Raw genomic sequence first — 23653 nt, 5'->3', positions numbered from 1 at the left:
ATGAGCGTAAAAAAGAAATTCAGGAATATGAAGATTAAGCACAGATTTACAATTTCAACATTAACAGTGGTTATAATTACCATGTTAATATTTGAAATAATAAGAATAATAATATTGGTTGCAGGAATAAATAAGGATTCAATGCAAAAAGTTGAAACAATCACTAGATTAGCAGCACTTAGCTATCAAGACCCAATTTGGAATTTAAATATTGTAGGAATTAAAAAAATTAGTGATGCATTATTTGAGGATGAGGAAATTGGTTATATTCAAGTTAAAGCTAAGGGAAATGGAGAAATATATAATAAGTATAAAAAAGATGATATATATTCTGAGCAGAATTTGATCATAAAGAAGGTTAATGTTTTAAAAGATGAAATACCAATAGGTGAGATAACTATAGGTATTACAAGGTATTATAAATCAAAAGTTATTGAAAATTACATAATTGCTACAATTATAAGAATCTTGGTAATGGTTTTACTTCTTTGGTTAGCAATAAGTATTGTTTCCCGTATTGTTACCAAGTCTATATATGAGTTGAGTGTAGGAACTGATGAGATATCAAATGGAAACTTGACTCACAGATTATTTATTAATTCAAGAGATGAAATAGGGGAATTGGCTATTAAATTTAATAATATGTCTCAAAATTTATATAATATGATTCAGCAGAGGAATGAAGCAATAAGTGAACTCAAATCTTCAGAAGAGAAATTCAATAAGGCGTTTAATTATAGCGCCGATGTAATAGCTATTGTAAGGTTTAGTGATAAACTATACATTGAAATAAATCAAGCGTTTTTACGCACTTTTGGATATAAACGTGAAGAGATAATTGGTCATTACTCCCATGAGTTTAACTTGTGGGAAAATGAAGAACATCATTTGAATGTGATTCAAATATTAGATAGTGGAGGTATGTTGCGTAATGAAGAGATAACTTGGAATACTAAATATGGAGAAGTTAGAGTTGGATTATTTTCAACGGAAATAATTGAAATTGACTGTATTGAATGCATAATATTTGTTTGGAATGATATTACAGAACGTAAAAAAATTAGCGAAGAGTTGAAACGCGTTAATGATGAACTAGAAGATAAAGTTAATGAAAGAACAAAACAACTTATGCAGACTCTTGCTGAGTTAGAAGATCAACATAATAAGCTCAAATCAGCTCAGTCAAAATTGATTCAATCAGAAAAGATGGCTAGTCTTGGTACTTTAGTAGCAGGGGTAGCACATGAAATTAATAATCCCATTAATTATATATATTTAAGTTCAAAAGTTCTGGATATGGATTTATACAATTTTAAAGAAGAACTTATGGAATTATTAGATGATGCGGATGATGATGTGTTAAATTTTTTTGAACAATATTTCAACAAATTTTCTAAATCAATAATTAATATTCTAGATGGATCTAATCAAGTAACAACCATAGTTAACGATTTGAGATTATTCTCTAGGCTTGATGAGGCTGTTAAAAAAGAGATAGATGTTTCAGAAGCTTTGGAAACGACAATAAGGTTAGTTAAAACTCAATATACTAAACAAATTAAATTTATTAAGAACTTTCAAACTCATAGGAAGATAGTGTGCTATCCTTCACAATTAAATCAGGTATTTTTAAATATAATTGTAAATGCGTGTCATGCTATAGTTGAAAAGCAAAATGACTTAGTATGTGAAAATAATGGATTAATAGTAATAAGAGTTTTTGACAATAACAAAGAAATTATAATCGAATTTTGTGATAATGGGTGTGGTATGACTAAAGATACAATATCAAGAATATTTGAACCATTTTTTACAACTAAACCAATGGGACAAGGAACAGGGTTAGGTATGTCTATATCATATGGTATTATTGAAAAACACAATGGAACTATTGATGTTGAATCTAAAGTGGGGGAAGGATCGACTATAACTATTCATATTCCTTACTAAAGATATTAATAATAAAATCAATAAGGCACCATAATCTAAAATTATATTTTAATTTCAGTAAGGAGAAGATAAATGAAATTTGTTATAAATAAGGACAAGCTTAGAGAACTTAATAAAACAGATAGTAAAGATAAAAAATATACAATACTATTAATTGATGATGAACTAGCAAATCTTGAGGCTTTAACAAGACTCTTAGAAGAAGAGTATGATGTAATCAAAGCAGAAAATGGGTTTGAAGCATTAAATATACTTAAAGATGAATCATGTTCTAAAAAAATCAATTTGATTATCTCAGATCAGCGCATGCCAGGAATGACAGGGGTTGAATTATTAAAGCAAACAATATCTATTGTCCCAAATGCAATTCGTATTATTTTAACTGGATTCATGGATGTGAAAGATATTATTGATTCAATTAATGAAGGGCATATTTATAAATTTCTTTTAAAGCCATTGGAGGCAGATGAGTTGTTAATTTCCGTAAAAAGGGCTTTGGAGACATATGAATTGAAAATGAAAAATATTAAGCTTATAGATGAGTTAAAGCAAACAAATAAGAAATTAAAGAAAAGTGAAGTTTACTTAAGCACTATTTTCAATTCGGTAAGTGATGCAATATTGATTCATGATTTTAATGGGATTATAGTTAACGTTAATGATACTGCTAATAGGCTATATGGATATCTACATGATGAACTAATTGGTATGAGTATAAAAGATATTATTTCAAAAAATTCACCGTACATATACGATGATATACTTAAATTGATTAATGATAGAAAGAAAAATAAGATTAATACTCCAGTAACCCTTGAAGCTATTTCAATAGATAAAAATCATAAAGAGTTTTGGGTTGAGAGTAATAGTCGTGCAATAATATTTAATGAGCAGAAGGCTATTATTGCAACTGTAAGAGACATAACTGAAAGAAAAAATACTGAATTAAAATCAAAAGAAGAGGCTTTGGAATTAGAAAAATTAAGAACTGAATTTTTTGCTAATATTTCTCACGAATTGAGAACACCACTTAATATAATACTAGGTGTGATACAAATTCTAAGAAGAGATCTTTTAGATAAAGAAAAACCGATCGACAAAGGAAAGATAATTAATAATATAGACATTGAAAGACAAAATTGTTTTAGATTACTTCGTTTAATAAATAATTTAATTGATTCAACTAAATTAGATGCAGGACATTTTCAGATTGATATGATTAATTGTAACATTGTCAGTGTCGTAGAAGAAATCACTCTGTCAGTAGCTGGTTATATAAGCAATAACAATATAAACCTTATATTTGATACCGATGTTGAAGAAAAAATTATTGCTTGTGATCCTGATAAAATTGAAAGGATTATGTTAAACCTACTGTCTAATTGCATAAAGTTTACAGATGATGATGGAAGCATATTTGTAAATATATTTGATGGAGAAGAATATATAACCTTGTCTGTAGAAGATACAGGTATAGGAATTCCAGAAGAAAAAGTTGAAATTATTTTTGATAGATTTAGACAAGTAGATAAATCTTTTACAAGAAATTATGAAGGAAGCGGAATTGGATTATCTCTCGTAAAGTCCTTAGTAGAGATGCATGATGGGACGATATCAGTGGAAAGTAAATATGGGGTAGGAACTAAATTTACGATTAAACTTCCAGTAAAGGTATTAAATAAAAGTAAAGAAAGAGTTAATATAAGTAATAATATAATTAATACTTGTGTAGAAAAAATAAATATTGAATTTTCAGATATATATAAACAACATTTGTAGAGGAATAAGTAAAAAAGTACGAGATTATACTTAGAATTTGCAAATATATAGTCAATTAACGAAAAAGCAATATATTATATGTTTTTATGAAAATATATAAGAATTTGTGTATAATATATATGGCGAAATACATTAGTATAACGATGTTAAAGGTATTATTAATTGTTTGTTATACAAAAAAGGTGTATAATGTTCTGATTTGGACGAAATATATCTAGGGAGGGATTTTTACATGGAAATATTAGAATTGAAAAAAAATTTATACTGGACAGGAGTATTAGATGCCAATTTAAGGGTATTTGATATTATCATGGAAACAGAGTTTGGAACTTCTTATAATTCTTATTTACTTAAAACAAGTGAAAAAACAGTATTATTTGAAACTGCAAAGGCTAAGTTTTTAGATGGATATTTAAAGGCGTTAAATAAGCTAGTTGATATTAAGGATATTGACTATATTGTAGTAAACCATACTGAGCCAGATCATGCAGGGAGTATAGAAAAACTTATTGAAATGAATCCTAATATTAAGATTATTGGAAGCCAAGTTGCTATAGGATTCTTGAAGAATATTGTTAACAGAGAATTTAATGGAATAATAGTTAAAGAAAATGAGACTTTAAGCTTGGGTGACAAAACTTTACGTTTTATGTCAGTACCAAATTTACATTGGCCTGATACAATGTATACTTATATTGAAGAAGATAAGACTTTAGTTACTTGTGATTCATTTGGTTCTCATTATAGTTTTGAAGGAATTCTACTAAGTAAGGTTACAGATAATGAGGGATATTTAAGAGCTCTTAAATATTATTTCGATTGTATTATTGGACCTTTTAAGAATCCGTTCATGATTAAAGCATTAGATAGGATTAAAGATTTAGAAATTGATATGATTTGTACAGGACATGGTCCAGTTCTTGACTGTAGAATAGATGAAATTATGGAATATTATAAGAAGTGGTCTAATGTTTCAAATCCAAATCCTAGAAAGACAGTAATCATACCATATGTAAGTGCGTATGGGTATACAAAAGAATTAGCAGAAAAGATTGCAGAAGGAATTAAGGCTAGTGGAGATATAGATGTTAGAGTTTATGATATGGTAGAGGCAGATAAAGACAAAGTTCTTGAAGAACTAGAATTTGCAGATGGTATTTTATTTGGTTCACCAACAATAGTTGGTGAGGCTCTAAAGCCAATATGGGATTTAACTACTTCAATCTTTGCAAGAACTCATGGTAATAAACTAGCAAGTGCTTTTGGAAGTTATGGATGGAGTGGGGAAGCTGTTCCTCATATTATAGAAAGACTAAAGCAACTTAGAATGAAGGTTGTTGATGAAGGATTCCGTGTTAAATTCAAACCAAGTGAGAGTGAGTTAAGTGATGCTTATGATTATGGTTATAATTTTGGATTCCTGCTTTTAAATAAAGAAAATCTAAATAAAAATTAATAGGTAATTATTATCTTATTAGGACTTATTGTAATAAGTCCTAATTTTGATTATTATATTGTAAAATAACAAGCTAAAGACTGAGTTTACACTTTTTTTTGAATTTGTGAAAATGTTTACTTGAATTGATATCGTATTAATGGCAGAAATGAGACATAACATTGTATAAAGGAAATTAAATGACTTGTTATTTTTGGATTATTGTATATATTTGATACTAAACAAGAGTTAAATAATCAAAGGTATAATCTTTAAAAAGTACTAAAAACAAACGAATGAGTAACTAAGATTATTAGAAAAGGAGATTAAATAATGAGTATAGGATATGCATGTTTAACAATAGGAGTTCCAGATGCTAATCTAAAAAGCTGCACTGCTAAGAGTTTAACTGAAGAAAAGTTATTGGAAATAATATCGTATAATTTGAAATCTCTTAAAAATATAATTGAATATAATATAAAGAATAATATAAAGCTTTTTAGGATTAGTTCAGACTTAATACCATTCGGATCCAGTCATTTGAACCAATTATCATGGTGGAATATATTTTCCCAAGAATTTGGGGAAATAGGTAGAAAGATTATGGATAATGATATAAGGGTATCGATGCATCCAGGGCAATATACAGTGCTTAATTCTCCTAATGATGATGTTGTAAAGAGAGCAATTGAAGATTTAAATTATCATGTTAAAGTTTTGGATAACTTTGGAATTGGAGAAAATCATAAAATTATATTGCATATTGGTGGAGTTTATAATGATAAAGAGCAGGCGATAAAAAGATTCGCAGATAATTATAAACGTTTGAATGATCAGGTGAAAGAAAGACTTGTTATTGAAAATGATGATAAATCGTACAATATAAATGATGTTCTTAAAATAGGAAATGGACTAAATATTCCAGTTGTTTTTGATAATCTTCATAATGAGATAAATTGTTATGATAGAGAAAAAAGCGATTCATATTGGATAAGTGAGTGCAATAAAACATGGAAAGAGAAAGATGGAAGGCAGAAAATACATTATTCTCAGCAAGACCCATTAAAAAAGGCAGGCTCTCATTCAAATACAATAAAAATTAATAAGTTTATAGAGTTCTATGAAAGTGTAAAAGGGAAAGATATAGATATAATGCTTGAAGTTAAGGATAAAAATTTTTCAGCTGTAAAGTGTATAAATTCTATAGCTGAAAATACTAAAATAAAAAAACTTGAGGAAGAATGGGGAAGATATAAATACAAGGTTTTAGAGAATTCTCCTTCAAATTACTTAGAAATAAGGAAGCTGCTTAAAGATAAAACTCAGTATCCAGCGGTTAAGTTTTATAATTATATTGAAGATGCCATGGAAGAGGAAATAACAATTGGAAATTCAATAAATACTGCATTACATGTATGGGGATATTTTAAGAATTTAGCAGATGATAAAGAGAAAATGAGCTTTTTAAAAAGTATTGAAGATTATAAAAATGGAAAAGTTTCAATAAAATTAATAAAAAATAAATTGTTTAAGATGGCTGTAAAATATAATGAATCATACCTTTTAAACTCGTATTATTTCCTATAAAATAGATTTATTAATTGTGAATTATAATAATTTTCTAGTATTTGATACAGTTTTACTATAAAAAAAGGTATAATATTTTCATATAGATGAAAGTTATAGGGAGGAATTTTATATGGAAATATTAGAATTAAAAAAGAATTTTTATTGGACAGGAGTTTTAGATCCTGGTTTAAAAGTATTTGATATAGTTATGGAGACAGAGTTTGGAACATCTTATAATTCCTACTTACTTAAAACAGGGGAAAAGACTGTATTATTTGAAACTGCCAAAGCTAAATTTTGGGATGGGTATTTAAGTGCATTAAATAAATTAGTTGATATTAATGATATTGATTATATTGTAGTAAATCATACAGAACCTGATCATGCTGGGAGTATAGAAAAGCTTATTGAAATCAATCCTAATATTAAAATAGTTGGTACACAAGTTGCTATAGGATTTCTAAAGAATATTGTAAATCGTGATTTTTATAGCATAACAGTAAAAGAAAATGATACTTTAGAATTGGGAGATAAAACATTACGTTTCATGTTCTTACCTAATTTACATTGGCCAGATACAATGTATACATATATTGAAGAGGATAAAACCCTTATAACTTGTGATTCGTTTGGATCTCACTATAGTTTTGATGAAATATTATTGAGTAAGGTTAAAGATAATGAGGGTTACTTAAGAGCTACTAAATATTATTTTGATTGTATCATTGGGCCTTTTAAGACGCCATACATGGTTAAGGCATTAGATAGAATTAAAGATCTAGATATTGATATGATATGTACTGGGCATGGTCCAGTTATAGATTGTAGGATTGATGAAATCATGGAACTTTATAAAGAATGGTGTACTGTAGTTAATCCAAATCCAAGAAAAACAGTAATTATACCTTATGTTAGTGCGTATGGATATACTAAAGAGTTAGCTGGTAAAATATCAGAAGGTATTAAAGATAGCGGAGATATAGATGTAAGATCGTACGATTTAGTAGAAGATGATAAGGAAAAAGTAATTGAAGAATTAGGATTCGCTGATGGAATTTTATTTGGAACACCTACTATAGTTGGTGAGGCTTTAGAGCCAATTTGGGATTTAACTATAAAGATGTTTGCTAGAACACACGGAGGAAAACTTGCTAGTGCCTTTGGAAGTTATGGATGGAGTGGTGAAGGAGTTCCACACATTATAGAAAGATTAAAACAACTTAGGATGAAGGTTGTGGATGATGGATTTAGAATTAAATTTAAGCCTAGTGATAGTGAATTAAGTGAGGCTTATGATTATGGATATAATTTTGGATGTATACTTCAAAATAAAGAGAATCCAAAGAAAAAATCAGCTAAAAGAACATTAGTAAAATGTTTAGTGTGTGGAGAAATATTTGATTCAAGTCTTGAAATATGTCCAGTTTGTGGTGTAGGAAAAGAAAATTTCGTACCAGTTGAAATAGATGATAGCAATTATAAAAATAATACAAATGAAATTTATCTAATTCTGGGAAATGGAGCGGCAGGTATAAGCGCTGCAACGTCTATAAGAGAAAGAAATGAAACTTGCTCTATAGTATTAGTTTCTAATGAAAATGTGCTAGGTTATAATCGTCCAATGCTTACAAAGTCAATGATAGCTAAATTTAATTCGAAACAAATTGCAGTTCATGATGAAGCTTGGTATAAAGAAAATAATATTACAAATGTTCTTGACAGAGAGTTAATTCAAATAAATGCTAAAGATAAAGAGGCTGTGTTTAAAGATGGAATTAAATTAAAGTATGATAAATGTATATATGCTTTAGGAGCTGAATGCTTTGTTCCACCAATTTCAGGGAAAGATAAGAAAGAAGTTATAGCAATCCGTAGGATTTGCGATACAGATAAAATTACAGAATTATTGCCAAAGGTAAAGAATGCAGTTGTAATAGGTGGAGGAGTTCTCGGACTTGAGGCTGCATGGGAATTAACAAAAGCAAAATGCAAGGTTACAGTATTAGAGCTTGCTGATAAATTAATGGGACGTCAATTAGATTATGAAGGCGGAAAATTCCTTGAAGAAATAATTAAAGGTCAAGGAATTGATGTGAGATTAGGCGTAAAAATTGATGAAATAGAGGGTGAAGATTCAGTTACTGGAGTTAGAATTAATGGAGGAGAAGTTATTGCAGCTGATTTAGTTGTTATATCTTGTGGTATTGTACCTAATTCTAAAATAGCTCAGGAAGCAGGAATTGATGTTAATAGAGCAGTAATAGTAAATGAAAAAATGGAGACTAATATTTCTGATATTTATGCATGTGGAGATTGTGCAGAATATAATGGGATAAATTATGGAATATGGCCACAAGCTCTAGAAATGGGAAAAGTAGCAGGGGCTAATGCAGCGGGAGACTCATTAACTTATGAAACAGTAGATGCAGCATTAACTTTAATGGAGCTAATACTTCACTGTATGCAATTGGTGACAACGGTAAGAACCCAGAAATCCAATATAAAACAGTTGAATTTAAAGATCCGGTTAAGAAGACATATACAAAATATTATTTTGCAAACAACCGTTTATGTGGAGCTATTTTAATTGGAGATACTAGCAACTTGGCTAAAGTAACTCAAGATGTGAAGGAAAGTAGATTATTTAAAGATATGTTTAAATAGAAATTTAAGATAATTTAAATTTGGAGATAACGAAATTAATTTGAATTTGGTTATTCTATTCTAAGGCTGCTGGCAAAATGTCGGCAGCTTTTAATTTTTGAATTATTGTTATAATGCACAATAGATTAAATAAATTGAAGAAGTAAAACAGTTAGAATAGTTACTATTATACTATTAAAAGCCAGACTTTCAGAGTTTAATAATATTAAACTTATGAAGAAAGACTCGCTGCAGCGGCAGTTTCACGTAAGAAGGCATAGATATTTAAAAGCTGTGCATAGTATGAAAATTCAACTAATAAAGTAGCACATAAGATTTAAATTAAGAGCCTATTGTTCAAATACACAAAAAAAAATGTCAAGTAAACAATATCAAGGTCTTACTAAATATATTATTATGTATATGTTAGTAAACGTTAACTCGCTTACACGGTATAATAAAGGATAAATTTGTATAATTATTAAATTTGAGGAGGAAATATAATGGCAGTTATTCATTGGAGTGGAGCGATTATTGGATTAGTAATCGCTATAATACTAATTTTAAGGAAAGTGAATCCTGTATATGCACTTTTTGGAGGCGCTGTTATAGGCGGACTAATTGGTGGTGCTAGTTTAGCTAATACAGCACAGGCTATCATTGAAGGTACGAATAGCGTAATGGGAGCAGTTGTTCGTGTAATAGCAGCAGGAGTGCTTGCAGGTGTATTAATTGAATCTGGAGCAGCAGAGAAAATTGCTGAGACTATAGTAGAAAAATTTGGAGAGAAAAAGGTTCTCTTAGCAATTGCACTATCAAGCATGATAATCACAGCGGTTGGAGTTTTCATACCGGTTACAGTTATTATAGTTGCACCTATAGCACTTCCTGTGGCTAAAAAAGTTGGAATCACTAAATCGTCTATACTTTTAGCTATGATAGGAGGAGGTAAGGCTGGAAATATAATTTCTCCAAATCCTAATACAATTGCGGTAGCTAAAGGATTTAATGTTGAATTAGCACAAGTTATGATAGGAGCATTTATACCAGCAGTAATTGGGCTTATAGTTACATACTTTGTTGCAACGTTAATTAGTAAAAAAGGAGAAATGATTAAAGAATCGGAAATACCAGTTAGAGTAGATAATAAGATAAAGCCAAGCTTTGGAAAGGCCATGGTAGCACCAATAGTTGCTGTAATATTATTAGCACTTAATCCTATAGCGAATATGTTGCATTTGAAATTCTTAGCAACTATTCAAATAGATGCAATGTATATATTGCCTATAGCAGGATTAATTGGATTGTTTGCAATGGGACAACGTAGTAAGATTCTTGAGTATACAACATCAGGATTAAATAGAATGACACCAACTGTAATGATATTAATTGGTGCTGGAGCAATAGCGGGGATTATTTCTAAATCAAATTTAAGTGATGCAGTAGTATATTGCATTCAACAAACAGGGATTTCGGGAATATTTTTAGCACCCATATCGGGTATATTGATGGCAGCAGCTACGGCTTCAACATCTACAGGTGCAATTGTAGCGACAGGAACTTTTGCGAAAGCAATACTAGCTGTTGGTGTCGCACCTTTAAGTGCAGCAATTATGATCAATACAGGAGCTGTAGTTATCGATCATCTACCTCATGGTAACTTCTTCCATGCATCAGCAGATGCAGTAAAAATGAATATAAAGGAACGTATGAAATTAATGCCATATGAATCTATAGTTGGAGGATCTATGGTTATCGTATCAATAATAATATACGGTTTTATAAAATAATAATATAAGTAAAATTTATTCAGTTTAATAATCTCACAAAATATAAAAATTTAGTTAGGAGCGTTGAAAATGAAAAAAGATTTAGTTATTGTATTAGCACCTGATTCTTTTAAAGAGAGCATGACAGCAAAAGAAGCTTGCGAGGCAATGGAAAGAGGAATAAAAAAAGCAAACGTTAATATAAAATGCTTACATGTGCCTATGGCTGATGGTGGAGAAGGAACTATGCAGTCATTAGTAGATGCTACTAATGGAGAAATATATTCATTAAAGGTAATGGGGCCCCTTGGTAATGAAGTAGAAGCACAGTATGGTATTTTGGGAGATAAAGAGATAGGAATATTGGAAATGGCTAGTGCAAGTGGAATACATTTAGTACCACCAGATAAGAGGAATCCTTTACTAACTACAACTTATGGTACTGGACAACTTATAAAGGCATGTTTAGATAGAGGTGTAAAAAAACTGTTAATAGGTATTGGCGGAAGTGCTACTAATGATGGTGGAGCAGGAGTTATACAGGCACTTGGAGGAAAACTATTAGATGATAAAGGCAATGAATTAGCTCTTGGTGGTGGAGAATTAGGAAAATTAAATAGTTTAGATTTAAAGAATTTTGACCCAAGATTAAAAGATGTTGTAATTGAGGTAGCCTGTGATGTTAATAATCCTCTTTGTGGTGAAAAAGGAGCTTCAAATGTATTTGGACCACAAAAGGGAGCAACACAGGAAATGATAGAAATATTAGATGATAATTTAAGACATTATGCAGATGTAATAAAAAAAGAATTGGGAAAAGATGTTTTAAATGAACCAGGATCTGGAGCAGCTGGAGGGCTTGGAGCTGGACTTATGGCATTTCTAAATGGAACTCTAAAAAAAGGTATTGAAATGGTGATAGAATATGCTTCATTAGAAGAAAAAGTTAAAGAAGCAGATATGGTATGGACCGGAGAAGGAAGCATAGACTTTCAAACTCAATACGGTAAAACACCTTTAGGTGTTGCTACAATTGCTAAAAAACATAATAAGCCGGTAATTGCATTAGCGGGAAGAGTTGGTGAAGATATAGAAGTTCTATATGAAAGTGGAATAGATTCAATATTTGGAATAACTAAGGGCGCAACTTCGTTAGAAGAAGCTTTGGTAAAAGGTCAGGAGAATATTGAAAAGACTGCTGAGAATATAGTTAGGCTTATGAATCTACTGTGATTAATCCAATATAAGTATAATATTAAAAGTGCGTTTTATTTTAAGACGCACTTTTAATTTATATATTATGATAATGTAGATATTGCTTTTGCTTTATAATCTAATTATTATATATACTTAGCTTTGTTTTAGTGTTAAAAAGTATAATAATAGGTATTGTATATAGATAACACAATCATAAACTATGCTTAAACCATGAGTATCTTACAACTAGAACATAAGTATATTATTAATTTCGGTGAGCTATACGCATAAGTATAGATTATAGTTGGGTTATCTTTGTATAGATATCCAATTTAAGAATTAGACTTATTAGATGAACATATTTGCAAATTTTCTAAAACTTTGAGTTCATATCTTCACTAGAAATCATAAATATATTTGTGGAGAAAACATTTGAAAATGAGCTGTTAAAGGTTCTTAGCTGTAGGTTGTTCCAATTTAGCTTGTCAAACTGAAAGTTGGAGCATGCTAAATTGGATACAACCTGCTGCTTAGAAATTTCAGCGATATTTTCATAGCTTTTCGGAACAAAATATTTATGATTTCGGTAAGTTATCACATCAGTTTAGTTTTAAATTTGGATATCTATAGATAGAAAAATTAAGAATTAGATTTATATTTTTCAATAGATACTATACTAATTATAGCTTTGAATTCTTATAATATAACTATAGATTAGAAAGGGATGGTTGATATGACGTTATCTAAAACCATAGCACAAAAAATTGTTTTAGAAATGATGAATGTAATTCCTTATAACATAAATGTTATGGATGAAAGTGGAATAATTATAGGCAGTGGTGATAGTAAAAGGATTGGGAATTTGCATGAAGGCGCCAGGAAAGCTATAGATAACCAACAAATAAACGAAGTCTTTGAAGAAGATGACAGAATGAAACCTGGAGTTAACGAACCCATTATTATCAATGACAAAGTAATAGGTGTGATCGGGATAACTGGTCACCCTGATGAGGTGAGAAGATTCAGTAAACTTGTTCGTGTAACAGCAGTTTTATTAATAGAGCAATCTAAAGCAGATGAGGAAATTCAGAACAAAAGATTAAGTATGCAGAAATTTTATAATGAACTAGCTCATAGAAAGACAAAGTATGATGAAAATTTACATCAAAGAGCTAAAAGCTATGGAATAGATCTTACGAAAAAATGCAGAGTTATTCTTGTGGATGGAAATATAAATTCTCGAAGCTTTAAAATATTGTATCAAAAGTATTCAAGTTATAGTGAGGTTGATAATAGAATAGCATTTTTTGTTACGTCTAAGGATCTATATAATGGATTACTAGAGAACTTAAAAACAAATAAAGATGTAAAGAGAATAAGCATTGGAGCAATGGAAGATGTTGCAGCTATCTCGCTAGAAAGTGCGGAATTGGCAATGGAATTTGGTGCGAAGATAAAATCATCAAGCTTAGTGTATAGCTATGATGAATTGAGATTTTTTATAAAATTATCACATGACAATAAGTTACCTTTGATATCAATGATGTCAAATCTTGATAAGGCAGGGAATAAATTAGAACTTATTCAAACTATACAGGCATATATTGAAGAGAATGGGGATATCGGTAATGTGGCTAATAGATTAAATATACATAGAAATACTTTAAATTATAGGCTAGAAAAAATAAAAAAATTAACGGGGAAAAATCCGAAAAATTTATTAGAATTGTTTGAGTTGTTGTGTGGGTTAATTTGGAGATAATCATTTTATGTTTAAGATTTTAATTATGTGGTATATACTAGTATTAAGGTATAATTGAAAAATAACAAGTCCATCTGCCAAGAATGTTTTCAGACATGGAAAGCTCAATTCGCATACACTCGCTGAGTAAGAGAGTCACACCAAATCACAGATTTGGGTTCTCTTCTCATCAGCATATTGGTTTAATAGGTTTACCATGGGCAATCTATTTGATTGCCTAATGAAAAATAACAATGGCATTTTAGACTCGTTATTTTATTTAATATGCTAAAAAAGAAATTTACAAGTAGAATTTATTATATATAAGAGAAAGGGAAGCAAAGATGGATACTAAACAAAAGATATTTTATGCTTTAAAAAAATACTACGGATTTGATACTCTAAGAAGAGGGCAGTTCGAGATTATAAATAGTATTTTAAATGGTGTGGATACTTTTTGTCTTATGCCTACAGGGGCAGGGAAATCTATTTGTTACCAGATTCCAGCTATAATTATGCAAGGTGTAACTATAGTTATATCTCCTTTAATATCGCTTATGAAGGACCAAGTGGACAATCTAGTTGGGGCTGGGATTAAAGCCGCATATATAAATAGTACTCAGAATATGGACACTATAAGAAGTATATTAATTGAAGCATCTATGGGGGAGTACAAGATAATATATATATCACCAGAAAGATTAGAATCCAAAATATTTAGAGAATTGATTAAAGATCTTCATATATGCCAAATTGCTATAGATGAAGCACATTGTGTATCTCAGTGGGGGCATGATTTTAGGCAGAGTTATTTAGGAATATTAGATTTTTATAAAAGTCTTAAAGTTAAACCTATAATATCAGCGTTCACTGCAACAGCAACAAGTGAAGTTAGAGAAGACTCAATCAAATTATTGGGGTTAGAGAAACCTTATATATATAAAGGCGATATTAATAGGGAAAATCTTAGTCTTAATATACTTAAGAAAGTAGATAAGATTGAAACTGTTAAGGATATAATTAGAAAAAATGAAGGTGAATCTGGTATTGTATACTGCGCGTCAAGAAACGAAGTAGATAATTTATATTATTATTTAAGGGACCTAGGATTTAATGTTGGTAAGTATCATGGTGGACTCAAAGATGAAGAGAAAGAAAGATTTCAAGAAGAGTTTTTATATGAGAATTTAGATGTAATTATTGCGACTAATGCATTTGGAATGGGAATAGATAAGTCAAATATTAGATTCATAGTACATTTTACTTTTCCTCAAAACTTAGAATCGTATTATCAAGAGATAGGAAGAGGAGGAAGAGATGGAGAGAACTGTGACTGTTACTTATTTTATTGTGAAGAAGATATAAGTAGAGTGGAATATATTATAAATAGAAGTTCTTCCATGAATAGGAGAGAAATTCAGCTTAGAAAGTTCCAATTTATGATTGATTATTGTAATTTAAAGGAATGCTATAGAAAATATATATTGAATTACTTTGGAAATGATCGGAAGCTAAATTACTGTAATAAATGCAGTAACTGCTTAAACGATGATGAATTAAAAGATTTTACAAAAGAAAGTCAGATGATTTTATCCACAGTTTTTAGAACAAAAGAACAGTATGGAATATCAGTTCTTGTGGATATTTTGAAAGGTTTTAAGGGACCTAAAATAATACAAAATAATTTAGATAAAGTTACAACATACGGAATAATGAAGGAATATGGAAGCACCTTTATAAAAGAGTTGATAAAAAGATTACTAGATGATGGATACGTTGATTTGAAAGAAGGCACATATTCAATGTTAAAACTTAATTCTAGATCAATTAGGGTTTTGAAAAGTAAGGAATCGGTTGTATTTAAGATATTAGATAGTAGGGAACCTATAATAAATACAGAGCTATTTGAAGCTTTAAAATCTTGGAGAAAAGATAGGGCATATAAGGATAAAATAAAGCCTTATATAATATTTTCGGATACAAGTCTGATTGCAATATCTAATAGCAGACCTAGAACATTAGATGAATTGTTGGAGATCAGAGGAGTTGGAACAAAAAAAATTGAAGCTTATGGGGGAGAGTTATTAAATATAATAAAAATGTTTGCTCAAAAAGAAGCTAATTAATAAAAGTATCTAAAAATTGATACTGTTGTAGTAAAATGGGTTATAATGAATAATATAAACTAGTAGTTAAGTCCGTATTATAAGTTAACTTAATATTGACTATGTTTTATGTTAAAATATATTGAAAGATTTTGAATCATATTTGAAGGAGCTACATGTTAATAAGAGGAGTTTAATTAATGAAATATTTTAATAAAGATATAGAATCAGTTTTAGAAGAACTAGATGTCGATCTAGAGATTGGCCTAAATGATTCATCCATAAGAGAGAGAACTGAGAAGTATGGAAAAAATGAATTTACTCATAAAAAAGAAGGAAATATATTTGAAGAAATAAAAAATGCATTATTGGAACCAATGATGCTTATTCTTTTGATAGCGGCTTTAGTTAGTGCAATTATTGGAGAATATTATGATTCAGTTGGAATAGTATGTGCTGTTGCAATTGGAATAACTATCGGAATAATTACAGAAGGAAAATCAAAAAAAGCAGCAGAAGCTTTGGCCAAAATGACAGAAGATATTGTTGTAAAGGTGTTGAGAAACGGCAAAGTAACTCAAGTAGGAAAAAATGACTTAGTTCCAGGAGATATCATATATCTTGAAACAGGAGACATGATACCAGCAGACGGAAGATTTATTGAGACAATAGATTTAAAGGTTAGGGAAGATATGTTGACTGGTGAATCAGAAGATGTTACAAAAAATGCTCAAGTAATTGTCAATATGGAGGAAATACAAGTAAAAGAAAATAAAGAAATGCAGGATCCAATTCCAGCAAAGCAAATTAATATGGGATTTGGCGGAACTCTAATTGCTTATGGTAGAGCGACAATGGTTGTAACTTCAACTGGTGATAATACTGAAATGGGTAAAATAGCTCAAACTCTTCAAATAGATGAAGAAGAAACACCTCTCCAAAGAAAATTGGGGGATTTGGGTAAGACAATCACTAAAATATCAAGCGTTATAGCAGGTTTACTATTTATATTTATGGTTACCAAAATGATTATATCTGGTAATTTGAATATAAATACATCAGGAGTAATATCGTTTTTAAATTCTATAGATCCTGTTAAAACTGCTTTTGTTGTATGTATTGCTTTAATAGTCGCAGCGGTGCCAGAAGGGTTGCCAACTATGATTAATATGACATTAGCAATAACGATGCAAAAGATGGCTAAGATTAATGCGTTAGTAACAAAAAAAGAGGCTTGTGAAACTATAGGCTCAGTTAGCGTTATTTGTTCAGATAAAACAGGTACTTTAACTGAGAATAGGATGACTGTAGAGAATCTTTATTTAAATGGAAAGTTCTTTGATGATAAAAATGATATAGATGATTATTTTATAAAAAATTGCCTTGTGAACTCAACGGCTGATATAAGTTTTGAGGGAGATAAGTTAAATTACTTAGGTAATTCAACAGAATGTGCACTACTTTCATATCTAGAGGAATATGATTATAAACAGGAAAGAAAAGAAAGTGAAGTGATTCATCAAATACCGTTTAACTCTGAAAATAAATTCATGGCTACTGTTATGAAGATTAAAGGAATGAATGTAGTACTCGTAAAAGGAGCGCCTGAAATACTGTTATCAAATGCTACTAATGAAGTTATAAATAATAAATTTATAGATCTTACACAAGAGAGAAAAAATGAAATAATAAAAGAAATACAGAAACTACAGGCTAAATCTATGAGAATTCTAGGGTTTGGATTTAGGATTATTGAAGATGTAGAAGCAGAGGCTGCGATTACAAGTGAGATAAGTATTTTAAAACCTAAACTATTAGATGGAGAAAATGGACTAATATTCAGTGGTTTTGTTGCCATAAGAGATCCACTAAGGGAAGATGTAGCTAAAGCTATAGAAGCAGCTAAAAGAGCTGGTATTGAAACTAAGATGTTGACTGGGGATAATATAAATACAGCCATAGCAATAGGAAATGAGCTTGGAATGCTTAAAGGTGGAAAAAAAGCAGTGGAAGCTACATATATTGATACTTTAAATGATAAAGAATTAAGAAATGAGATTGAAAATATAGCTATTGTAGCTAGAAGTAAGCCGGAGACAAAAATGAGAATTGTTGAAGCTCTTCAAAGCAATGGGGAAGTAGTTGGAGTAACTGGTGATGGTATAAATGATGCACCAGCATTAACAAAGGCAGACGTCGGAATAGCTATGGGTATTTCAGGATCAGAAGTTTCTAAAAATGCTGCAGATATAATATTAACAGATGATAATTTTACTACTATCATTGATGGAATAAAGTGGGGAAGAGGCGTGTATGAAAATTTTCAAAGATTCATACAATTTCAGATTACTGTAAACATAATAGCATTTTTAGTTGCAATAATTTCACAAATATTAAATTTTGAAATGCCATTTACTACGATTCAATTACTGTGGATTAACATAATAATGGATGGACCGCCAGCACTAGTTCTAGGTTTAGAACCAATTAGAAAGAATGTTTTTAATAGAAAACCTGTAAATAGAAATTCAAGTATAATTACAAAAGGTATGATTACTTCAATAATATTAAATGCAATATATGTTACATCAATTTTACTTATACAGATGAAGTACAATATCTTAGGAGCATCCACAGAAAAAAACGGATTTGCAAGTGAGATGGAAACTGTTTTATTTGGATTATTTGCATTTAGTGCACTATTTAATGCATTTAACTGCAGAGAATTTGGGGCAGAAAGTATATTTCCTAACTTTTTTAAGAACAAGATAGCTATTCAAGTAATATTTATAACTGGATTGGCTCAAATAATATTTACTCAAGTATTTACTACTTTCTTTAGTTCAGTTGCTTTATCGGTGATAATGTGGAGTAAAGTTCTAGGGTTAGCATTTATGGTTATAGTAGTAAATGAAGTTATAAAATTTATTATAAGAATGTTTAGAAAATAATTAAATAGTGTTATTTAAAAGCTAAGGGAAGTTAATTTAACTCCCCTTATTTTTATGTACTTTTGTTCTTAAAAAATAGCAGTGATAAAGGTAAGAAGTTAATAGGGTATTTAGTGATAATATTCATATTTATCATAAAATTATGATAAAAGTTAAATATTGATTAATAAGTAAAATAGGATATAATATAATTGATAATAATTTTCAATGAGAGATAATTTAAGTAAATTAAATATGATTTAGAGTTTAATTTTATATAAATGCGTTTTAATTTGATTTAAGGAGGTATGATTATGAGTATGTTATTTAGTAGTGAAGTTTACCACGATATAATAGAAAGTATGGTTGCAGCATTGGATGCAAAAGATATTTACACCGCTGGACACTCTACTAGAGTTGGAAATATGGCGAATAAGCTTGGTATGTATTTAGGGATACAGAATGAAGAATTAGAGATTTTGCACATTGCAGGGCATTTGCATGATATAGGTAAGATTGGGGTTCCTGATAGTGTTCTAAATAAGAGAGGTAAACTTGACCTACAAGAGTGGGAGCTTATGAAGAAGCATCCAGAGATAGGGTATAAAATATTAAGCAAAGTAAAAAGCTTAGATATTATTTCAAAAATAGTACTACATCATCATGAAAGATGGGATGGAAGAGGATATCCAAATGGATTATGTAAGGAAGAAATACCATTAGGATCTAGAATAATAGCAGTTTGTGATTCTATTGATGCTATGAAAAGTAATAGACCTTATAGAAAATTAATAAGCGATGAAGAATGTAAGAATGAAATAATTAAAAATAAAGGTATAATGTATGATCCTGAAATAGTAGATTGCATCATTAAAAATTGGGGCGAAATTACACAAGAATATGATACTAACAATGAATTCTATATTGTGATTTAATCGTCAAGTTTCTATAAATATTTGAAAAGTATTTTAATTATCTTAATTGAATTAAATAATTATATTCAAACACAGTAGATTTTATGATATTATATTTAGTAAGAATAGCAAAATTAGTAAGGCGGTGAGAAATATTGGAACAATATAATGATGATATGTATCATGGTGTTGTAAGAAGTATGGTTGCAACCTTGGAAGCAAAAGACTTCTATACATATGGTCATTCGACTAGAGTAGCAGATATGGCTTATAAGTTAGGAGAAGTCTTGGGAATGACAACGGAAGAGCTCGAATTAATACATATAGCAGGAGATCTGCATGATATTGGTAAAATTGGAGTACCGGATAACATTCTAAATAAACCAGATAGCCTGGAAGTAGGTGAATGGGAATTAATGAAGAATCATCCGTATATTGGATATAATATACTAAGTAAAACAAGTACGTTTGAAGATATTTCTAGGATAGTCTTATATCATCACGAGAGATGGGATGGAAAAGGATATCCTAAAGGATTAAAGGAAGAAGAAATACCGTTTGCATCAAGAATATTAGCAGTTTGTGATTCTATAGATGCAATGAAAAGTGATAGGCCGTATAGAAAATCCATAAGTGATGAGTTATGCAAAGATGAAATAAAGAAGAATAAAGGAATAATGTATGATTCGAAAATAGCTGAATGCATGCTCAACAATTGGAATAAAATAGTTGATGAACTTTATAATTAGGATTGTAACTATGTATAGATTTTTTCTATAGTATAGTTACAATTTTTTTGTTTGAAATTTTATTTAAAGCTAGAAGTTTTTTGTATATAATAGATTTAAATTAATATGATATAAACAAAGCAGAAATATAAATCGTAAATTATATGAGGGGTGATTGAATGCTAGACTTTAAGAAAGAGATAATGAATGGATCTTTTAACAAAGTTAGTAAGGCAGATAAAGAAGCAGGAAGTATTAATGTAAATTTTAAGTCTAAAGATAGAAGTGTTGATATTAAGGTTTCGGGAAAAGGGTTGCTTTTGGCTGGATTTATAGCAGTGGCTCCAACTGCTATATGTGTTTTGGGAACTACTGTGACAGCATGCTTGGTAGCTAACAAAATATATAAAAGAAGAAAAAAGCTAGAAGAAATATAGTTTATGAAGTGGGAAATTAGATATATGTAGTATAGTAATAATTCAATTAAACATATATCTAATTTTTAATATTAAATAATTCTAGTAAAGTATTTACAAGTATGGCAACTTACCACGTATCAAAAAATTATATATTTCAGATTCATTTAGATAAACGTCACCTATTATCCCATGAATTCTATAAAATTCTTTGCAACTGTGGAAATCTGACCCGGCTGTGTAAAGTAAGTTTCTATCACTGGCTACTTTTAAGAAGTATTCAGTATCATTTTCTGTATTACTGAAGTATTTAGCTTCAAGTCCATCAAAGTCCATTTCTATGATTTTTTCAAAATCAGATTTGTTTAAAAGTACAGGATGTGCTAAAACCACTGTAGCTCCAAAAAACTTTAGAATTTTTATGCCAGTCTCTACAGAAAGTTTATCCTTAGTATTATAAAAATCTAGATTTTTTCCTAGCAATTTTTTTATATTTGAAATTTTATGATTCTTTACATTTTTTAATACTTCAACTAAAAGCTCATTTTTGTAGCTATCATCTTTAAAGTAGCCTAAAACATGAACTCTGGAAGAATTGTATTTAGTTGAAAGTTCAACGCCAGGAATGACTCTTACACCAAGATCTTCACCAGCCATGACAGCTTCATCTAAACCAGATGTACTATTATGATCTGTTATAGAAATAATATCCACCTCTCTTTTTTTGGAAAGAATGACAAGCTCCCTAGGGGTACATTTTCCATCTGAGAAAGTTGAATGGATATGGAAATCACCTTTTTTATACATTATAACTCCCCTGAAATATTATCTATTTCTAATATATGAGTTAATGAATTAGGTGTTAAAATGATTGATTTTTATATTTATATGAAAATTAACTTAATTAACAAATTGCGTTAACATAAATTCTTTATATTATATATATGTTGTAACAATAAATTTGTATTTAAATTTTTAAAGACATAAGTACTTAAATAAAATATATATATGAATATAACTATTTTATAATAAATTTACAATAAATCAGAAGGAAAAAAGAGAATTATATAGTCTGTTTAGCTATTATAAAATATTTTAGAATAAAATGGGTTGAAAAATGTCGAATTTATGGTAAAATAATTATATGGAAAAACTTTTATATGTGGTTCTGAAAACGATTTTACAGGGAGTTATACATAACTATATGTAAGATAACAGAATAACAAAAGAAGAGAGGAAAACTAATGAAGAAAACTTTTTTTACAAGAATTACAAGTACAGTTATTATGGCTGCAACAATTGCTACACTATCACCGTTAAAAGCATCTGCGGAATGGAGTCAGAATGATGATAGAACATGGAGCTATAAAGAAGGAAACAAGGTAGCTAAAGGATGGAAGAATATTTCAAATGAATGGTATTATTTTAATGAAAACGGAAGAATGAAAACAGATTGGACTTATGAGAAAGGAAACTGGTATTACTTAAATAATTCAGGAGTAATGCAAGAAGGTTGGAATAATATCAATGGAACCTGGTATTATTTTAATAATAATGGAGTGATGCAAATAGGTTGGATTCAGGATAATAATAAATGGTATTATATGAATAGCAATGGAGCAATGCAAACAGGAATTCAAAATATTGAGGGAAAGGTTTATTGCTTTGATGAGTCTGGAAAGTTAATAGAATCATCAAATGATTCAGGCCAACTGTTGACTAACTCAGCATACGATGGACAAGCTGGTAATAATGCTGTTGATATAAATGGACTTCCTCAATTACCAAGAAACTATTCTATAAGCATACAAATAATGGCAGAAAATAAAATTTTTGAGTTAATGAATGAAAAAAGAACTGAAGCAGGTCTAAATCCTTTAGTTATGGATAATGAGTTAGTTCAAGTAGCTAGGTATAAGAGTAACCATATGATACAATACAATTATTTCGACCATACTACTCCAGAGGGCAATAATTGGACAAGTTGGCTAAAAGCAATTAACTATGAATATACTACAACTGGAGAAAATATAGCATACAACAATTATGAACCAGTTGAATTATTCAATCAGTGGTGGAATTCGCCGGGGCATAAGGCAAATATGATGAATCCTTCTTACACTAAGGTTGGTATAGGTGTAATTAGTGGTAGTGATAAATATATGGGAACTCAGACTTTTTCAAATTAATATTTGGACTAGTATGTTGTTAATATAAATATACATGATACATAAGTTAAGTAAGAACTGCTGATTATACAAAATAATTAGCAGTTCTATATAAGTTGCGTTAAAGATTTATCTATATTATTAACGGTTAAGCATATATAATTAGTATTAATATAGGATTATAATTCAACTTATATACTATTTGAATTATTATTTTGTGAACTTAAAACAAGTTATTTAAACCTTTACAAAAGGTGCCTTATATTATATAATAAATCATGCCAATGAATTATAAGAATAGTTAAATTA

General features: G+C 29.5%; 14 protein-coding genes and 1 pseudogene. 14 read left to right on the top strand and 1 reads right to left on the bottom strand.

Annotated features, from left to right (window positions below; translation table 11 throughout):
- Positions 1-27 precede the first annotated feature (27 nt).
- The 13 genes and pseudogenes from AXY43_RS10795 (at position 28) to AXY43_RS10735 (ending at position 21197) form a co-directional block, all read left to right on the top strand.
- The gene (locus tag AXY43_RS10795; protein ID WP_238892654.1) at positions 28-1950 is read left to right on the top strand and encodes an ATP-binding protein; all 1923 of its coding nucleotides are present in this window, start codon (positions 28-30) and stop codon (positions 1948-1950) included.
- Between the two features lie 72 nt (positions 1951-2022).
- Positions 2023-3729, top strand: coding sequence for a hybrid sensor histidine kinase/response regulator (locus AXY43_RS10790; RefSeq protein ID WP_077867869.1), 1707 nt, complete (start codon positions 2023-2025; stop codon positions 3727-3729).
- Positions 3730-3961: 232 nt separating this feature from the next.
- Positions 3962-5185: an FprA family A-type flavoprotein gene (locus AXY43_RS10785; protein WP_012060639.1), complete on the top strand. Its 1224-nt coding sequence runs from the start codon at positions 3962-3964 to the stop codon at positions 5183-5185.
- 312 nt (positions 5186-5497) lie between these two features.
- Complete coding sequence (gene uvsE / locus AXY43_RS10780) at positions 5498-6751, top strand: UV DNA damage repair endonuclease UvsE (RefSeq protein ID WP_023973873.1); 1254 nt, start codon at positions 5498-5500, stop codon at positions 6749-6751.
- Between the two features lie 112 nt (positions 6752-6863).
- Positions 6864-9397, top strand: a pseudogene (locus AXY43_RS10775) (FAD-dependent oxidoreductase).
- A 482-nt stretch (positions 9398-9879) separates the two neighbouring features.
- Positions 9880-11166, top strand: coding sequence for a GntP family permease (locus AXY43_RS10770; RefSeq protein WP_023973871.1), 1287 nt, complete (start codon positions 9880-9882; stop codon positions 11164-11166).
- A gap of 69 nt (positions 11167-11235) precedes the next feature.
- Positions 11236-12378, top strand: coding sequence for a glycerate kinase family protein (locus AXY43_RS10765; protein ID WP_023973870.1), 1143 nt, complete (start codon positions 11236-11238; stop codon positions 12376-12378).
- Positions 12379-13075: 697 nt separating this feature from the next.
- Positions 13076-14104, top strand: a complete 1029-nt coding sequence (locus tag AXY43_RS10760; RefSeq protein WP_105411537.1) for a CdaR family transcriptional regulator — start codon at positions 13076-13078, stop codon at positions 14102-14104.
- Positions 14105-14427: 323 nt separating this feature from the next.
- On the top strand, positions 14428-16209 hold the full coding sequence (gene recQ, locus AXY43_RS10755) for a DNA helicase RecQ (protein ID WP_105411536.1): 1782 nt from the start codon (positions 14428-14430) through the stop codon (positions 16207-16209).
- 179 nt (positions 16210-16388) lie between these two features.
- Complete coding sequence (locus tag AXY43_RS10750; RefSeq protein ID WP_039770014.1) at positions 16389-19139, top strand: calcium-translocating P-type ATPase, PMCA-type; 2751 nt, start codon at positions 16389-16391, stop codon at positions 19137-19139.
- 293 nt (positions 19140-19432) lie between these two features.
- Complete coding sequence (locus AXY43_RS10745; RefSeq protein ID WP_031275663.1) at positions 19433-20053, top strand: HD-GYP domain-containing protein; 621 nt, start codon at positions 19433-19435, stop codon at positions 20051-20053.
- 131 nt (positions 20054-20184) lie between these two features.
- A complete protein-coding gene (locus AXY43_RS10740) occupies positions 20185-20781 on the top strand; it encodes an HD-GYP domain-containing protein (RefSeq protein ID WP_105411535.1) in 597 nt (198 codons plus the stop codon).
- A gap of 158 nt (positions 20782-20939) precedes the next feature.
- A complete protein-coding gene (locus AXY43_RS10735) occupies positions 20940-21197 on the top strand; it encodes a hypothetical protein (RefSeq protein WP_012060627.1) in 258 nt (85 codons plus the stop codon).
- A 93-nt stretch (positions 21198-21290) separates the two neighbouring features.
- Here AXY43_RS10735 and AXY43_RS10730 read toward each other — a convergent pair whose 3' ends face one another.
- The gene (locus AXY43_RS10730) at positions 21291-21983 is read right to left on the bottom strand and encodes a PHP domain-containing protein (RefSeq protein ID WP_023973865.1); all 693 of its coding nucleotides are present in this window, start codon (positions 21981-21983) and stop codon (positions 21291-21293) included.
- 437 nt (positions 21984-22420) lie between these two features.
- On the opposite strand from AXY43_RS10730, the gene AXY43_RS10725 reads away from it, so the two are divergent.
- Positions 22421-23365: a CAP domain-containing protein gene (locus AXY43_RS10725; RefSeq protein WP_105411534.1), complete on the top strand. Its 945-nt coding sequence runs from the start codon at positions 22421-22423 to the stop codon at positions 23363-23365.
- The last annotated feature ends 288 nt before the right edge of the window (positions 23366-23653 follow it).

The sequence above is a fragment of the Clostridium sp. MF28 genome (genome assembly GCF_002969175.1).
GTDB lineage: Bacteria > Bacillota > Clostridia > Clostridiales > Clostridiaceae > Clostridium > Clostridium beijerinckii.
The sequence above is the reverse complement of the archived record's forward strand: the minus strand, read 5'-3'. Positions and strand labels throughout refer to the sequence as shown.

Bases quoted from the DNA above. Each gene is read 5' to 3' on its own strand.
- AXY43_RS10795 (WP_238892654.1), top strand. From the start codon at position 28: ATGAAGATTAAGCACAGATTTACAATTTCAACATTAACAGTGGTTATA.
- AXY43_RS10790 (WP_077867869.1), top strand. From the start codon at position 2,023: ATGAAATTTGTTATAAATAAGGACAAGCTTAGAGAACTTAATAAAACA.
- AXY43_RS10785 (WP_012060639.1), top strand. From the start codon at position 3,962: ATGGAAATATTAGAATTGAAAAAAAATTTATACTGGACAGGAGTATTA.
- uvsE (WP_023973873.1), top strand. From the start codon at position 5,498: ATGAGTATAGGATATGCATGTTTAACAATAGGAGTTCCAGATGCTAAT.
- AXY43_RS10770 (WP_023973871.1), top strand. From the start codon at position 9,880: ATGGCAGTTATTCATTGGAGTGGAGCGATTATTGGATTAGTAATCGCT.
- AXY43_RS10765 (WP_023973870.1), top strand. From the start codon at position 11,236: ATGAAAAAAGATTTAGTTATTGTATTAGCACCTGATTCTTTTAAAGAG.
- AXY43_RS10760 (WP_105411537.1), top strand. From the start codon at position 13,076: ATGACGTTATCTAAAACCATAGCACAAAAAATTGTTTTAGAAATGATG.
- recQ (WP_105411536.1), top strand. From the start codon at position 14,428: ATGGATACTAAACAAAAGATATTTTATGCTTTAAAAAAATACTACGGA.
- AXY43_RS10750 (WP_039770014.1), top strand. From the start codon at position 16,389: ATGAAATATTTTAATAAAGATATAGAATCAGTTTTAGAAGAACTAGAT.
- AXY43_RS10745 (WP_031275663.1), top strand. From the start codon at position 19,433: ATGAGTATGTTATTTAGTAGTGAAGTTTACCACGATATAATAGAAAGT.
- AXY43_RS10735 (WP_012060627.1), top strand. From the start codon at position 20,940: ATGCTAGACTTTAAGAAAGAGATAATGAATGGATCTTTTAACAAAGTT.
- AXY43_RS10730 (WP_023973865.1), bottom strand. From the start codon at position 21,983: ATGTATAAAAAAGGTGATTTCCATATCCATTCAACTTTCTCAGATGGA.
- AXY43_RS10725 (WP_105411534.1), top strand. From the start codon at position 22,421: ATGAAGAAAACTTTTTTTACAAGAATTACAAGTACAGTTATTATGGCT.